Annotated in this window: 13 protein-coding genes; 10 read left to right on the top strand and 3 right to left on the bottom strand. The window is 59.9% G+C overall.

What is annotated here, in order from left to right:
• Positions 1-22: 22 nt before the first annotated feature.
• On the bottom strand, positions 23-1087 hold the full coding sequence (locus tag U5A08_RS26115) for a hypothetical protein (protein WP_321849124.1): 1065 nt from the start codon (positions 1085-1087) through the stop codon (positions 23-25).
• Between the two features lie 211 nt (positions 1088-1298).
• Entirely contained in the window at positions 1299-3215 is a 1917-nt protein-coding gene (locus U5A08_RS26120) for a sigma-54-dependent Fis family transcriptional regulator (protein WP_321849125.1), read from the bottom strand.
• 274 nt (positions 3216-3489) lie between these two features.
• Here U5A08_RS26120 and exaC point away from each other — a divergent pair, with 274 nt between their 5' ends.
• The 9 genes from exaC to U5A08_RS26165 all read left to right on the top strand — a co-directional run bounded on the left by exaC (position 3490) and on the right by U5A08_RS26165 (position 12882).
• Entirely contained in the window at positions 3490-5010 is a 1521-nt protein-coding gene (gene exaC, locus U5A08_RS26125; RefSeq protein WP_253399469.1) for an acetaldehyde dehydrogenase ExaC, read from the top strand.
• 185 nt (positions 5011-5195) lie between these two features.
• Positions 5196-6629 carry an ethanolamine permease gene (eat, locus tag U5A08_RS26130; protein ID WP_253399471.1) on the top strand — a complete coding sequence of 478 codons (1434 nt, stop codon included), beginning with the start codon at positions 5196-5198 and terminating at the stop codon, positions 6627-6629.
• 63 nt (positions 6630-6692) lie between these two features.
• Positions 6693-8087 carry an ethanolamine ammonia-lyase subunit EutB gene (locus tag U5A08_RS26135; RefSeq protein ID WP_253399474.1) on the top strand — a complete coding sequence of 465 codons (1395 nt, stop codon included), beginning with the start codon at positions 6693-6695 and terminating at the stop codon, positions 8085-8087.
• Complete coding sequence (gene eutC, locus U5A08_RS26140; RefSeq protein WP_253399482.1) at positions 8084-8917, top strand: ethanolamine ammonia-lyase subunit EutC; 834 nt, start codon at positions 8084-8086, stop codon at positions 8915-8917. The genes U5A08_RS26135 and eutC overlap by 4 nt, the downstream gene beginning before the upstream one ends.
• A 94-nt stretch (positions 8918-9011) precedes the next feature.
• Positions 9012-9470 (top strand): GNAT family N-acetyltransferase, encoded by a 459-nt coding sequence (locus tag U5A08_RS26145; protein WP_253399483.1) that lies wholly within the window; start codon positions 9012-9014, stop codon positions 9468-9470.
• A gap of 310 nt (positions 9471-9780) precedes the next feature.
• Complete coding sequence (locus tag U5A08_RS26150) at positions 9781-10437, top strand: DedA family protein (protein WP_321849127.1); 657 nt, start codon at positions 9781-9783, stop codon at positions 10435-10437.
• A 6-nt stretch (positions 10438-10443) separates the two neighbouring features.
• Positions 10444-11259, top strand: coding sequence for a M90 family metallopeptidase (locus U5A08_RS26155; protein WP_321849129.1), 816 nt, complete (start codon positions 10444-10446; stop codon positions 11257-11259).
• Positions 11260-11366: 107 nt separating this feature from the next.
• Positions 11367-11894 carry an inorganic diphosphatase gene (gene ppa, locus U5A08_RS26160; protein WP_048724712.1) on the top strand — a complete coding sequence of 176 codons (528 nt, stop codon included), beginning with the start codon at positions 11367-11369 and terminating at the stop codon, positions 11892-11894.
• Positions 11895-12108: 214 nt separating this feature from the next.
• Positions 12109-12882: a LexA family transcriptional regulator gene (locus U5A08_RS26165; RefSeq protein ID WP_253399488.1), complete on the top strand. Its 774-nt coding sequence runs from the start codon at positions 12109-12111 to the stop codon at positions 12880-12882.
• 298 nt (positions 12883-13180) lie between these two features.
• Here the strand turns inward: U5A08_RS26165 and U5A08_RS26170 are convergent, their stop codons facing one another.
• A complete protein-coding gene (locus tag U5A08_RS26170) occupies positions 13181-13417 on the bottom strand; it encodes a DUF6124 family protein (protein WP_253399490.1) in 237 nt (78 codons plus the stop codon).
• Between the two features lie 452 nt (positions 13418-13869).
• Here U5A08_RS26170 and ycaC point away from each other — a divergent pair, with 452 nt between their 5' ends.
• Positions 13870-14502, top strand: coding sequence for an isochorismate family cysteine hydrolase YcaC (gene ycaC, locus U5A08_RS26175; RefSeq protein ID WP_247397339.1), 633 nt, complete (start codon positions 13870-13872; stop codon positions 14500-14502).
• Positions 14503-14554 lie beyond the last annotated feature (52 nt).

Here is a 14554-nt window from a genome sequence, read left to right on the forward strand (position 1 = left end):
CCCTGCGCCGATATCACCTGCATTAGACAACCTGCGTCGAAGAAGGCAGCCCCTTCGGCTCCAACACGGTATTGATACGGGAGATCTGATTTAAAACCGCTTGATTGCGTCGATCCAATATTTCAAGGCGGCGCACAGGATCTTTCTCGGGAGTGCTGGCATCCTGTTTAAACGGCCTGAATATAAAATCATTTTCCGTAGAAATTAATTTCAAGTTCGACTCGACGGTGTCGTATTGTTTTTCCAACATATCAAGCCGGGCAGTTGTTTCGGTTGGCCAATCAGGGCTTTTATCCAAGGCCTGCCCCTCGTTCCCTTCGGTGTATGCCTGGATCGTGTTACTGACCAGGATAAGTTTCAACTCCGTATTGTCCAAGCGCAATTCAAGATCTTGCGACGCTGAAGGACTCGGCGCCGATCCCGCCACACTGCCCTGTTGACTCGGGGCAGGCTGATGCACGGGAGGAAGCAAGGGGGTGTTCGGGCTGAACGCCCCCTTGATGTGCTCACCACTCCAGACGGAGCCTGCGTAAGTACCAATACTCAATGGCGTACTGACCAGGCCGTTGACTGCGGCATTCACGAAAGCGTCCCGTGTCACGGTTTTCAAATCTGGCCCGGTCTTGAACACGCCGGCCTTGACCAGGCGATCGGCAGTGATGAGGTTTTGCGCCACCTCTCCAAACGTCTTGGGAACTGGATGAGACCTGGAAGGAAGGGTAGTGCCTTTGAGCGAGCTGGTATTAATCAGATTTCGAATGGTGTTGGTGGTCGCAGGAGTGGAAGGGGGGTTTGGGGGAGACGATACCGAGACAGGATGATATTGACCGGGCGTCCCCGAAGCCGGCACGCTGGGCCTTCTCGATGCCGGCCTGCGGAAAAGGCCTCCGAAACCAAGCCCTCTTTTACTGCGAACATGTACGTCTGAATTTAAACGTTCAGAACCGTCGGTTTGCTCGGCGTGAAGATTTTTCCAAGTCGCTGAACCGGCCTCGTGCTGACTGCCTGCCGATCCGGCATTATTAGCACCTTGAGTAGCATCAGCGGACGGTACTGTAGTGTAAGTTGCAATACCTGCAATATCCATATTCATCACCTTAGTCAATCAATCAAAAACCTGCATTCACTGGGTGACAAAATACCTGTCTCAGTTCCATCAAGACAACATTAAAAATACTCACAAACCCAAACAGTTAGCGCACACTCGCGCAACGCCCCTCAACTAAATAATTAGAAGTAAAGCCCCCTACAAGCAACATTTAAAAAGCGCACATAGACACTCGATAACAACTTACGAGTTACAAAGCAGAACGTAGTTCAATGCCATGTTTTCGTAACTTTCGATAGAGCGTATTACGGCTTACCCCCAACCGTTCAGCCACAAGGGTCATGTGCCAGCGCTGCTGCGTCAGGACGTTCAACAACGCCAGACGCTCGGCATCATCAAGCAGCGACAGGGATGGCACATCCGCAGCAGCCGTAGCCAAGGACGTCGGACGAATCATCGGCGGTAGATCATCGACGCGGATTAACGAGCCCTCACACAGCGCAACCAGAGTGCGCAACACCGTGCGTAACTGCCGCACATTGCCCGGCCAGGTGAACGCCAGCAACGCCTGTCGCGCGCCAGCATCGAGCGTTATCGTCTGCTCACCGACTTCCTGGGCCAGCAAAAAATCCAGCACTTGCGGCTTATCACTGCGTTCGCGCAACGCTGGCAAGCCAATTTCAAAACCGTTAAGCCGGTAGTACAAATCTTCACGAAAGCTACCGTCCTGCACACGTTGCAACAAATCCCGGTGGGTGGCACTGATGACCCTCACGTTGACCGCCTGGGGCTCGCCGCCGATGGGCACCACCAGGCGATCCTCCAGCACCCTTAATAGCCGGGTTTGCAAGGCCAGCGGCATGTCACCGATTTCATCCAGGAACAACGTGCCCCCGTCCGCCTGTTGCAGCTTGCCGCGCATGCCCTCCTTGCGGGCGCCAGTGAAGCTACCGCCGCGATAGCCGAACAGTTCGCTTTCAATCAGGCTTTCCGGGATGGCGGCGCAATTGAGCGCGACGAAAGCCTTGTCCGCACGCTGGCTGGCCTGGTGTACGGCCTTGGCGAAGGCCTCTTTGCCGGAACCGGTTTCGCCGTTGACCAGCAGCGGCACATCACGCTCGAATACGCGTAGCGCCTTGCGAAAATCGCTTTGCAACGCAGGATCGCCCAGGCAGATACCGGGCCGACGCTCAGGCTTGGCGGCAGCCACCGACGCCGGCACCGGCACACTGCGCGGCTGGCCGCGCAACGCCGCAAACAGATGCCGACCGTCCCGCGTAAGCAACGGCCAACTTGCCGTGGCATTGGCGCTGGCGCGGCCCAGCAGTTGATCCAGGGAGCATTCGAAAAGCGCTTCCACCGGCTGCCCCAGCAGGCCGCCGCGCACCTGCCCCAGCAGGTTCAAGGCACTTTGGTTGACCGCACAAATGCGCCCTTCCCCGTCGAACGCCAGCAGCCCTTCACTGAACAAGCCCACGGACTCCGCCTGCAGGTGAAAACGCAGTAGCCAGTGGTGCTCAAAGTGACGCAGGAAATAACAACTCTCGATCATCTTCGCCGACAGGTTAACCAGCGCCATGGTGTGGAACTGGCTTTGACGCGACACCGCTTCCCGCGCCGATGACACGTCCAGCACCGCCAGCAGTTCACCATGGTGATCGAACACCGGGCTCGCCGAACAGGTCAGTCCGGTGTGGCGACCGCGAAAATGTTCATCGCGGTGAATGGTCAACGACTGACGCTCCACCAGGCAGGTGCCGATGCCATTGGTGCCCTCGCAGGCCTCGCTCCAGTCGGCGCCGAGCCACAGCCCGGCGCCTTCGAAAATCTTGCGCTCGGACGGCGCGGTGACACAGTTGAGGATCACCCCGTGCGCATCAGTGAGCAACACGGCGTGGCCGGCGCCCGACAGTTGCTGATGCAGGCTGTTCATCTCGCTGCCGGCAATGTGCAACACCTGCTGCAGGCGCTCGCGGCTTTCCAGCAGACGGCCATGTTCGAGCACCGTGGGAGCGACAGTCAGCGCAGGGTCGAGGTGATAATCCTCCAGGCAACGCAGCCAGGAGCGGGCGATGGACGGGTCGCTGCCGGGACCCTGGGAAAGGTCTTGCCCACGGGTGACGGTCAAGACTTGCTGGGCATGGCGACTGAAATGATCGTGACGCATGTTCTTATTATTCTCCCTGCGTGAGAACGCCCAGCATCCCCCAGCCACCCGGGCATTGCAATCCCGCGCCGGCCCACCGGTCACAGGCTGTACCGTTGATGGGACAAACTGTCACTCCGACCGTACCAAGGCTGGCACAGCAGCGCTTTTCAGCACTCGCCAACCCCCTGATTTAACTGACTTGCAAGGCAGTGGCCCGACCTTTGCTCTACGCTTTATCAAGCGCTTGCCGCGCTGCACTCCAATAAACATAAAAAGCCAGGAGATACCCACCATGCGTTACGCACACCCCGGTACTGAAGGCGCCATCGTTTCGTTCAAGGCCAAGTACGGCAACTACATCGGCGGCGAGTTCGTGGCGCCGGTCGATGGCAACTATTTCACCAATACCTCGCCGGTCAACGGCAAGCCAATCGCCGAATTCCCACGCTCCACCGCCAAAGACATCGACAAAGCGCTAGACGCAGCCCATGCCGCCGCCGACGCCTGGGGCAAAACCTCTGCCCAGGACCGCTCGCTGGTGCTGCTGAAGATCGCCGACCGTATCGAACAGAACCTCGAACTGCTGGCCATCACCGAAACCTGGGACAACGGCAAGGCCGTGCGTGAAACCCTCAACGCCGACATCCCGCTGGCCGCCGACCACTTCCGCTACTTCGCCGGCTGCATCCGCGCCCAGGAAGGCAGCAGCGCCGAAATCAACGAACACACCGCCGCCTATCACTTCCATGAGCCCCTGGGCGTGGTCGGCCAGATCATCCCGTGGAACTTCCCGCTGCTGATGGCCGCCTGGAAACTCGCCCCGGCCCTGGCCGCCGGCAACTGCGTGGTGCTCAAGCCCGCCGAGCAAACCCCGCTGGGCATCAGCGTGCTGATGGAAGTCATCGGCGACCTGCTGCCGCCAGGCGTGCTGAACGTGGTACACGGTTTCGGCAAAGAAGCCGGCGAAGCCCTGGCCACCAGCAAGCGCATCGCCAAGATTGCCTTCACCGGCTCCACCCCGGTGGGCGCGCACATCATGCATTGCGCGGCCGAGAACATTATTCCGTCCACCGTTGAACTGGGCGGCAAGTCGCCGAACATCTTCTTCGCCGACATCATGAACGCCGAACCGCAATTCATCGAGAAAGCCGCCGAAGGCCTGGTGCTGGCGTTCTTCAACCAGGGCGAAGTGTGTACCTGCCCATCCCGTGCGCTGGTGGAAGAGTCGATCTACGACGACTTCATGAAAGTGGTGATGAAGAAGGTCGAGGCGATCAAGCGTGGCGACCCGCTGGACACCGACACCATGGTCGGCGCCCAGGCGTCCGAGCAGCAGTTCGACAAGATCCTGTCGTACCTGGAAATCGCCAAGGGCGAAGGCGCCGAGTTGCTGGCCGGCGGCAAGGTCGAGAAGCTGACCGGCGATCTGGCCACCGGTTATTACATCCAGCCGACCCTGCTCAAGGGCACCAACAAGATGCGGGTGTTCCAGGAAGAAATCTTCGGCCCGGTAGTGAGCATCACCACCTTCAAAGATGAAGCCGAAGCCCTGGCGATCGCCAACGACACCGAGTTCGGCCTCGGCGCCGGCCTGTGGACCCGTGACATCAACCGCGCCTACCGCATGGGCCGGGCGATCAAGGCCGGCCGCGTGTGGACCAACTGCTACCACCTGTACCCGGCACATGCCGCGTTTGGCGGTTACAAAAAGTCCGGCGTGGGCCGCGAGACGCACAAGATGATGTTGGATCACTACCAGCAGACCAAGAACTTGCTGGTGAGCTACGACATCAATCCATTGGGCTTCTTCTAACCCAACACCGCCGGGGCAATAACCGCCCCCCGTAGGAGCGAGCTCGCTCGCGAAGAACCTCAACGATTACGCGGATAGCCTGGCTCTGCGCGGTGCTCTGAAGTTTTTCGCGAGCAAGCTCGCTCCTACATTACCCGGCGACAACTTGTCGGGACCAAAACAATAAGAATGAAAGGTACTTTCCCATGCCTAGCGAACCCACTAGTTCTTCCGTCGACTTCGAAAAAGTCGGCACCGACTACTTCCAACAACGCGAACTGAAAAAAGGCGCCGCCGGCTGGGTGCTGCTGGTCGGCCTTGGCGTTGCCTACGTGATCTCCGGCGACTACGCCGGCTGGAACTTCGGCCTGGCCCAGGGTGGCTGGGGCGGCATGTTCCTCGCCACATTGCTGATGGCCACCATGTACCTGTGCATGTGCTTCTCCCTGGCCGAACTGTCGTCCATGATCCCCACCGCCGGCGGTGGCTACGGTTTTGCCCGCAGCGCCTTTGGCCCTTGGGGCGGGTTCCTGACGGGCACCGCGATCCTGATCGAATACGCCATCGCCCCCGCCGCCATTGCGGTGTTCATCGGCGCCTATTGCGAGTCGCTGTTCGGCATTGGCGGCTGGATGATTTACCTGGCGTTCTACATCATCTTCATCGGCATCCATATCTTTGGCGTGGGTGAAGCCTTGAAGCTGATGTTTGTGATTACCGCCGTCGCCGCCATTGCGCTGGGTGTGTTCCTGGTGGCGATGGTGCCGCACTTCAACGTCGCCAATCTGCTCGACATTCCAGTGACCGAAGCCAAGGGCGCCAGCACCTTCCTGCCATTTGGCTACGTCGGCGTGTGGGCGGCGATTCCGTATGCGATCTGGTTCTTCCTGGCGGTAGAAGGCGTGCCGCTGGCGGCCGAAGAAACCAAGAACCCTAAGCGCGACCTGCCCCGCGGCCTGATCGGCGCCATTGTGGTGCTGACCAGTTTTGCCCTGTTGATCCTGGTGATTGCACCGGGCGGCGCCGGCACCTACGCGCTGATCAAGTCCGGCAACCCACTGGTTGAAGCGTTGGCGCTGTCGTATGGCGGCTCGACCTGGATGGGCAGCTTCGTCAACCTGGTCGGCCTGGCGGGCTTGATCGCCAGCTTTTTCTCGATCATCTACGCCTATTCGCGGCAGATCTTCGCGTTGTCCCGCGCCGGCTACCTGCCGCGCAAACTGTCCCAGACCAACAAAAGCAAGGCGCCGGTCCTGGCGCTGGTGATCCCCGGCATTATCGGTTTCGGCCTGTCGCTGACCGGCCAGGGTGACCTGCTGATTCTGGTGGCGGTGTTTGGCGCGACCATTTCCTACGTGCTGATGATGGCCGCGCACATCACCCTGCGCATCCGTCGCCCCAAAATGGATCGTCCGTACCGCACGCCGGGCGGCATCTTCACCTCCGGCGTGGCGCTGGTATTGGCCTGCGTGGCCGTGGTGGCGGGCTTTCTGGTCGACCCGCGGGTGGTGATTGGCGCGGCGATCATCTATGGAGTATTAATTGCTTACTTTGCTTTCTACAGCCGGCATCACTTGGTAGCAGGCACGCCGGAAGAAGAATTCGCGGCGATCCAGGCCGCAGAGGCCGCCTTGCACTAAATGCCGTAAACCTCGACGCGGGCGCCTTACCCACAGTTGCCCGCGTCATCCAGGAGACACTGTATGGCAAGTTTTTCCCACGCGGTGGGTGCATCGACCTACCGCTTCGACAGCCTCAAGGACGTGATGGCCAAGGCCAGCCCCGCCCGTTCGGGGGATTTCCTCGCCGGCGTCGCCGCACAGAACGATGGCGAGCGGGTCGCAGCGCAAATGGCCTTGGCGAATATCCCGCTGAAGCACTTTCTGCAAGAGGCGCTGATCCCCTATGAAAGCGACGAAGTCACCCGGCTGATCATCGACACCCACGATAAACAGGCGTTTACCGCCGTCAGCCACCTGACCGTCGGCGGCCTGCGCGACTGGCTGCTCAGCGATGCGGCCGATGAACAATCCCTACGTGCATTAGCACCAGGGCTGACACCGGAAATGGCCGCCGCCGTGTCGAAGATCATGCGCGTGCAAGACCTGGTGCTGGTGGCGCAGAAGATCCGCGTGGTCACCCGGTTTCGCGGCACCCTGGGCCTGCGTGGCCGCTTGTCGACCCGCCTGCAACCCAACCACCCCACAGACGAACCGGCGGGCATCGCCGCGAGCATTCTCGACGGTCTGCTGTACGGCAACGGCGACGCCATGATCGGCATCAACCCGGCCACCGACAGCATCGCCTCGATCTGCGCCATGCTGGAGATGCTCGACGCGATCATCCAGCGCTACGAAATCCCCACCCAGGCCTGCGTGCTGACCCACGTCACCACCTCCATCGAAGCCATCAACCGTGGCGTCCCGCTGGATCTGGTGTTCCAGTCGATCGCCGGCACCGAGGCGGCCAACGCCAGTTTCGGCATCAGCCTGAGCCTGCTGCAGGAAGGCTACGAAGCAGGCCTGAGCCTGAACCGTGGCACCCTGGGGCAGAACCTGATGTATTTCGAAACCGGCCAGGGCAGCGCCTTGTCGGCCAACGCGCACTTCGGCGTGGACCAGCAAACCTGCGAAACCCGCGCCTACGCCGTGGCCCGGCATTTCAAGCCGTTTTTGGTGAACACCGTGGTCGGATTTATCGGCCCCGAGTATCTGTACAACGGTAAACAGATCATCCGCGCCGGCCTCGAAGACCACTTCTGCGGCAAGCTGCTGGGAGTGCCGATGGGTTGCGACATCTGCTACACCAACCACGCCGAAGCCGACCAGGACGACATGGACACCCTGCTGACCCTGCTGGGCGTGGCCGGGATCAACTTCATCATGGGCATTCCCGGTTCCGACGACATCATGCTCAACTACCAGACCACCTCGTTCCACGACGCCCTGTACGCCCGCCAAACACTGGGTTTAAAGCCGGCGCCGGAGTTTGAACAGTGGCTGGCGAAAATGGGCATTTTCACGCAAGCCGACGGCAAAGTGCGCTTCGGCAACAGCCTGCCACCGGCGTTTCGCCACGCCTTGGCGCAATTGGGATGAAGGAGCCGCCCGTGCAACCAGACTTACCCGAAAACCCTTGGCTGGAACTGCGTCGCCTGACCCCGGCGCGCATTGCCCTGGGCCGGACCGGCACCAGCATCCCGACCAGCGCGCAGTTGGACTTCCAATTCGCCCACGCCCAGGCGCGGGACGCGGTCCACTTGCCCTTCGACCACGCCGGCCTCAGCACTCAGCTTGCCGAACGCGGGCGTGACAGCCTGTTACTGCACAGTGCCGCCCTCGATCGCCACAGCTACCTGCAACGCCCGGACCTGGGGCGGCGCCTGAGCGATGCATCGGCCCAGGCCCTGCGCGACCATGCGGCGGCCAACCCCGGCGGCGTCGACCTGGCCGTGGTGGTAGCCGATGGCCTGTCGGCGTTGGCGGTGCATAAACATACGTTGCCGTTTCTCACACGCATGGAAGAACAGACCCACGCCGAAGGCTGGTCCCTGTCGCCGGTGATCCTGGTGGAACAGGGCCGCGTCGCGGTGGCCGATGAGATTGGCCAGTTACTCGGCGCCAAGATGGTGGTGATCCTCATCGGTGAACGGCCGGGGCTGAGTTCGCCGGACAGCCTGGGCCTGTATTTCACCTACAACCCCAAGGTTGGCCTCACCGATGCATACCGCAACTGCATCTCCAACGTGCGCCTGGAAGGCTTGAGTTATGGCATGGCAGCCCACCGCCTGCTGTATTTGATGCGCGAGGCCTGCCGTCGACAGTTGTCGGGGGTCAATCTCAAGGATGAGGCGCAGCTTCAGACCCTCGAGTCAGATGACCCGGACTTGATGAAAGGCAATTTCCTGCTCAGTCCGCCCACGGACTGATCCCCACACGATTGCGCTTTTTCGCGTCTTTAGGCAGCATCAAGTCACGGCCGCTCGCGTGGTCGTACCCCCTCTTTGGAAGTTGAGGCCTGGCATGCGGATCACTCAAGCGACCCTGGAACACCTGGACCTGTTGACCCCGTTGTTCGTCAAATACCGCGAGTTCTACGGGGCCCTGCCGTTCCCGGACTCCTCGCGGGCCTTCCTGGAAAAGCGCCTGCGCCGCAAGGAGTCGGTGATCTACCTGGCCCTGGCCGATGACGACGACAAGCGCTTGCTCGGGTTCTGTCAGCTGTATCCGAGCTTTTCTTCGTTGTCGCTCAAACGTGTGTGGATTCTCAACGACATCTACGTCGCCGAAGACGCGCGCCGGCAACTGGTGGCGGATAACCTGATGCGCACGGCGAAGAAGATGGCCAAGGAAACCCATGCCGTGAGGCTGCGGGTATCGACCAGCAGCAACAATGACGTGGCGCAGAAGACGTATGAGTCGATGGGGTTTCGCGAAGACACCGAGTTCAAAAACTACGTGCTGCCGATCAGCGAAGACTGACCCAATCCCCCAAGCGCCATAAAATCCCTGTGGGAGGGGGCTTGCTCCCGATAGCGGTGGGCCAGTCAGACTATTTATAACTGACACGTGCCCATCGGGGGCAAGCCCCCTCCCACATTTGGTTCGGTGGTGCTCTGGGAGCAGAGTGCCATGACATCCCCCGCTACAAAACCCACACACTCTTTTCACTTCCCAATCCGTATAATGCCGGCCTTTCAGGGTTGTAAGAAGCCCGACAAATACTTGTAGCCTTATTACCCGAGCCTCCGCACAGGCCTACTGAGTCGGGCCATTCACACAGGTGCCATCCATGGATTTCAACCCGCTTGACCTTATCCTGCATCTCGACGTCTACCTCGACCTGCTGGTAAAAAATTACGGTCTGTGGATCTACGCCATTCTGTTCCTTGTAATCTTTTGCGAAACCGGCCTGGTGGTCATGCCTTTCCTGCCGGGTGATTCATTACTCTTCATTGCCGGCGCGGTGGCGGCGGGCGGCGGCATGGACCCTGTGCTGCTGGGCGGCCTGTTGATGTTGGCGGCGATCCTCGGCGACAGCACCAACTACGTGATCGGACGAACAGTCGGCGAACGCCTGTTCAGCAACCCGAACTCGAAAATCTTCCGCCGCGACTACCTGCAAAAAACCCACGATTTCTACGACAAACACGGCGGCAAAACCGTGACCCTGGCGCGCTTCCTGCCGATCCTGCGGACCTTTGCACCGTTCGTCGCCGGCATCGCGAAAATGCCCTACCCGCGCTTCTTCGGCTTCAGCGTGCTGGGCACCGTCTTCTGGGTCGGCGGCCTGGTGACCCTCGGCTACTTCTTCGGCAACGTACCGTTTATCAAGAAAAACCTCTCGCTGCTGGTGGTGTTCATCATCCTGCTGTCGCTGGTGCCGATGATCATTAGCGTGTTCCGCAGCCGCTTTGGCCGCGCGTCCTCCGAAGCCAAGCCGCAGTAACCGGCGATGTGGTCCCTCAGCGCCTGGCGTCGCCGGCGCCTGCTGGCCAAGCACCCGATTGCCGATGACACCTGGCAGCGGGTGCGCGAGCACCTGACCTTCCTCGACGGCATCAGCGCCGAGCAAGACCAATGGCTGCGCGAAGCCTGCGTGGTGTTTCTCGCCGAAAAACACCTCACCGCCCTGCCCGGCGTCGAGCTGCACCAGGAACAACGCCTGCTGCTCGCCGCCCAGGCGCAACTGCCCCTGATGAACCTCGGCGACCTCGATTGGTATCAGGGCTTCCACGAGATCGTGCTGTACCCCGACGACTTCCTCAGCCCGCAACGCCATCGCGATGCCAGCGGCGTCGAGCACGAGTGGGACGGCGAGCACAGCGGCGAAGCCTGGCAACAAGGCCCGGTGATCCTCGCCTGGCCCGGCGTGCTGGCCAGCGGCAATTGGGAAGGCTACAACCTGGTGATCCACGAGCTGGCGCACAAGCTCGACATGCTCAACGGCGACGCCAACGGCCTGCCGCCGCTGCACCACGACATGCGTGTGCAAGACTGGGCCAGCGTGATGCAAGGCGCCTACGACGAGCTTAATCGCCAGTTGGACGCCAACCCCGACGCCGAAACCGCCATCGACCCCTACGCCGCCGAAAACCCGGCGGAATTTTTCGCCGTCACCAGCGAATATTTTTTCAGCGCACCGGATTTACTGATCCACAGTTATCCACAGGTGTACGCGCAACTGAGCCGCTTTTACCGCCAGGACCCTCTAGCCCGCCTCTCCCAGCTGCAAGTGCACGACCCGCGTTATCAGCCGCAAGGCGAATGACTGTACGACGTCTGGTGCATGGCATCGGCGTCAGAATATGCCTATAATCGCCGCCACTTTTAGGCCAATCCGGCCATGTCCATGGCCAACTACGGGGGCAACGCCCAATGAGCTACAGCAAGATTCCGGCTGGCAAAGACCTGCCGAACGACATCTACGTCGCCATCGAGATTCCGGCCAACCACGCGCCGATCAAATACGAAATCGACAAAGACAGCGACTGCCTGTTCGTTGACCGGTTCATGGCCACCCCGATGTTCTACCCGGCCAACTACGGTTTCATCCCCAACACCCTGGCTGACGACGGCGACCCCCTCGACGTGCTGGTCGTAACCCCTTACCCGGTTACCCCAGGCTCGGTTATCCGCGCGCGTCCAGTCGGCATCCTGCACATGACCGACGACGGCGGCGGCGATGCCAAAGTCATCGCAGTCCCCCACGACAAGCTGTCCCAGCTGTACGTGGACGTGAAGGAATACACCGACCTGCCGCCACTGTTGCTGGAACAGATCAAGCACTTCTTCGAGAACTACAAAGACCTCGAAAAAGGCAAATGGGTGAAGATCGAAGGTTGGGGCAACGCAGACGCCGCCCGCGCCGAGATCATGAAGTCGGTCGCAGCCTACAAAGGCTGATACCTGCTCCTCATTGCTGCGGCAATCAAAAAAGCCCCGATCATTCGGGGCTTTTTTTGTCGGAAAAACTAAACATCAAGTTCAACATTTAACACTCTATGTTGAACTAACAAGCAACAAAGAAAGATCAGGCTACAACTAAGCAAAAACCTACACCGGCAATTGAACGCATGGTTTATTTGATCTGTTTTTCCGGCCAGTAAACTCTGCGTTTATGAATACATCAGGTGATCGCTTAAAAGCGTTATTACGGGAAGTTCATCTTTCCGCTTCCGACTTCGCCAAGAACCGCGGTGTCACGCCTCAACACGTGAACAACTGGTTCAAACGCGGCGTCCCCATGGGCCGACTCAACGAAATCGCAGAACTGCTGTGCGTCTCCAGCCGTTGGCTGCACGCCGGCGTAGGCCCTAAACACCCACCGGCCAACTTCCTGTTGGAAGGTCACGATGCAAGGAAAGCATTGCCCACCCGCGAAGAAAGCGGCAAATACCTCACCGGCCCCGTCCGTCCTCCGGAAACCATCGACGTGGAGATCGCCCTCCATCCGTCCTTCACCTCAACCGAACGCATCCGCCTCTCCCGTCACACCCTCGACACCTTAAACGTAAACCCCGACCGCGCCCTCGGCGCCTACATGGTCGATAACAGCATGGTCGACATCATCCAACAAGGCGCCACGCTCGCCATCGACCGCGGCCGCACCCAAATCGTCGACGGCGAAATCTACGCCGTCGAACACGACGACATGCTGCGCATCAAATACCTCTACAACCGCCCCGGCGGCGGCCTGCGCATGCGCAGCCACAACGCCGGCGAACACCCCGACGAATACCTGACCTTCGATCAACGCTTCGAACAGAACTTCCAGATCGTCGGCTGGGTGTTCTGGTGGTCCACCCTCAACAACCGCCGCCCACCCGTGCCGCTGGATGAACACCTACTGGGCTGGGAAGGCTCTAAATCCGATCCGGAGGTGGGCAACTGAGGGGAATGTGGGTATCATGCGCCGCACATTTGGCAGGGGTTGGTTTTAGGCTATTCACCCTGCCAGGCGATGCGGAAAAACGCCCGCGGATGCCCCGACTATTCAGCCAGACGCGATGTTGGCTGAGCGATTTGAAGGCTGCTGAGGTTTGTCAAAAACAAGCTGAGGCAGTCCCCGAGAAGCCGGCCACAAGCCGGCTTTTTAATGCCTGCAGTCATCGAAATCCAAATACCCAACGCCAACCAAACATTCAGCCAATAGCGGGCCGCATATCGCCCTGCCCGCCTCTCAAGTCGCGTCACCTAGGCTGCAAACACTCCACCGCCCGTTCCGCTACCAGCTTCGCCATCTCCACCAAATGCATCACCGCCCTCTGCGGCGCAGCCAGCGGCTCCCCGAGCACCTGCGATGTCGCCACCGCACATTGCAGCAACTCAGCCACACGCACCCAGGCATCCTCGAAGCTCAGTTCTTCATTGACAGTAAAGGGGTTGGCCGCAGGCGATGACGGTGAATCCGAAACAACGTTATCCATAGCAAAACTCCTAGCAGTAAGTGAATACCACCGTCCTTTCGCGACTAAACGAGCAGAGGTGGCGGCTGTGCACAGGTTAGTCGACCGGCCGCTAGGCACCGGCGCACCCGGAGGTGCCCTGCGCACAGCCACCATAAAGTGCAGATGAGAAGACACCTGTCTTTGGGATGGCGCGTGCGCCTAGCGAAGTCCGGGCGACTAAACCCGATCACTGAATTTGCAGTGACGGACCGCAGCCTAGTCACGGAATTTCGCTGGCGCAAGCGGCTGGGATTCTCTAGGAAACGTCCTGCAAATGAAAGGGATCGATACTGCTGGCCGTTCAACCAATTGTCTCTTTTAAGTTGACAGTAAGACGCCTCCCAGCCGATTTATCCCCCGCGTCCCACCCATTAATCTGTGCCCATGTTGAACGCAACGCCCAACCCACTTAAACAAAAAAGGATTCAACCATGAGCACGCCAACCTACAACCGCTTGAACAAAGACGACGCCGTAGTCCTGCTGGTCGACCACCAGACCGGCCTGATCTCCCTGGTGCAGGACTTTTCGCCCAACGAGTTCAAAAACAACGTGCTGGCCCTGGCGGACCTGGCCAAGTTCTTCAACCTGCCGACGATCCTCACCACCAGCTTCGAGCAAGGCCCCAACGGCCCGCTGGTGCCGGAGTTGAAGGCGATGTTCCCGGACGCGCCGTACATCGCCCGTCCTGGTCAGATCAACGCGTGGGACAACGAAGACTTCGTCAAAGCGATCAAGGCCACCGGGCGTAAGCAGATCATCATTGCCGGTGTGGTGACGGATGTGTGCGTGGCGTTCCCGACGTTGTCGGCACTGGCGGAGGGGTTTGAGGTGTTTGTGGTGACGGATGCGTCGGGCACGTTCAATACCACGGTGCAGCAGGCGGCGTGGAGCCGGATGACGCAGGCCGGTGCGCAGTTGATGAACTGGTTTTCGGTGGCGTGTGAGTTGCATCGCGACTGGCGCAACGATATCGAAGGCCTGGGCAATCTGTTGTCCCAGCGTATTCCGAACTATCGCAACTTGATGAATGGTTATGCGGCGCTGACGGCGCAGCAGAAGTAAGAAAACCGCCGTCAACGATAAGCCTGCTTGAAAAAGCAGGCTTGCTTCGTTA

It is taken from the genome of Pseudomonas paraveronii (assembly GCF_963681955.1).
GTDB classification, from domain to species: domain Bacteria; phylum Pseudomonadota; class Gammaproteobacteria; order Pseudomonadales; family Pseudomonadaceae; genus Aquipseudomonas; species Aquipseudomonas paraveronii.

What these genes read in the sequence shown, in the direction of transcription:
- U5A08_RS26115 (WP_321849124.1), bottom strand. Translation starts at nt 1,087, where the DNA reads ATGGATATTGCAGGTATTGCAACTTACACTACAGTACCGTCCGCTGAT.
- U5A08_RS26120 (WP_321849125.1), bottom strand. Translation starts at nt 3,215, where the DNA reads ATGCGTCACGATCATTTCAGTCGCCATGCCCAGCAAGTCTTGACCGTC.
- exaC (WP_253399469.1), top strand. Translation starts at nt 3,490, where the DNA reads ATGCGTTACGCACACCCCGGTACTGAAGGCGCCATCGTTTCGTTCAAG.
- eat (WP_253399471.1), top strand. Translation starts at nt 5,196, where the DNA reads ATGCCTAGCGAACCCACTAGTTCTTCCGTCGACTTCGAAAAAGTCGGC.
- U5A08_RS26135 (WP_253399474.1), top strand. Translation starts at nt 6,693, where the DNA reads ATGGCAAGTTTTTCCCACGCGGTGGGTGCATCGACCTACCGCTTCGAC.
- eutC (WP_253399482.1), top strand. Translation starts at nt 8,084, where the DNA reads ATGAAGGAGCCGCCCGTGCAACCAGACTTACCCGAAAACCCTTGGCTG.
- U5A08_RS26145 (WP_253399483.1), top strand. Translation starts at nt 9,012, where the DNA reads ATGCGGATCACTCAAGCGACCCTGGAACACCTGGACCTGTTGACCCCG.
- U5A08_RS26150 (WP_321849127.1), top strand. Translation starts at nt 9,781, where the DNA reads ATGGATTTCAACCCGCTTGACCTTATCCTGCATCTCGACGTCTACCTC.
- U5A08_RS26155 (WP_321849129.1), top strand. Translation starts at nt 10,444, where the DNA reads ATGTGGTCCCTCAGCGCCTGGCGTCGCCGGCGCCTGCTGGCCAAGCAC.
- ppa (WP_048724712.1), top strand. Translation starts at nt 11,367, where the DNA reads ATGAGCTACAGCAAGATTCCGGCTGGCAAAGACCTGCCGAACGACATC.
- U5A08_RS26165 (WP_253399488.1), top strand. Translation starts at nt 12,109, where the DNA reads ATGAATACATCAGGTGATCGCTTAAAAGCGTTATTACGGGAAGTTCAT.
- U5A08_RS26170 (WP_253399490.1), bottom strand. Translation starts at nt 13,417, where the DNA reads ATGGATAACGTTGTTTCGGATTCACCGTCATCGCCTGCGGCCAACCCC.
- ycaC (WP_247397339.1), top strand. Translation starts at nt 13,870, where the DNA reads ATGAGCACGCCAACCTACAACCGCTTGAACAAAGACGACGCCGTAGTC.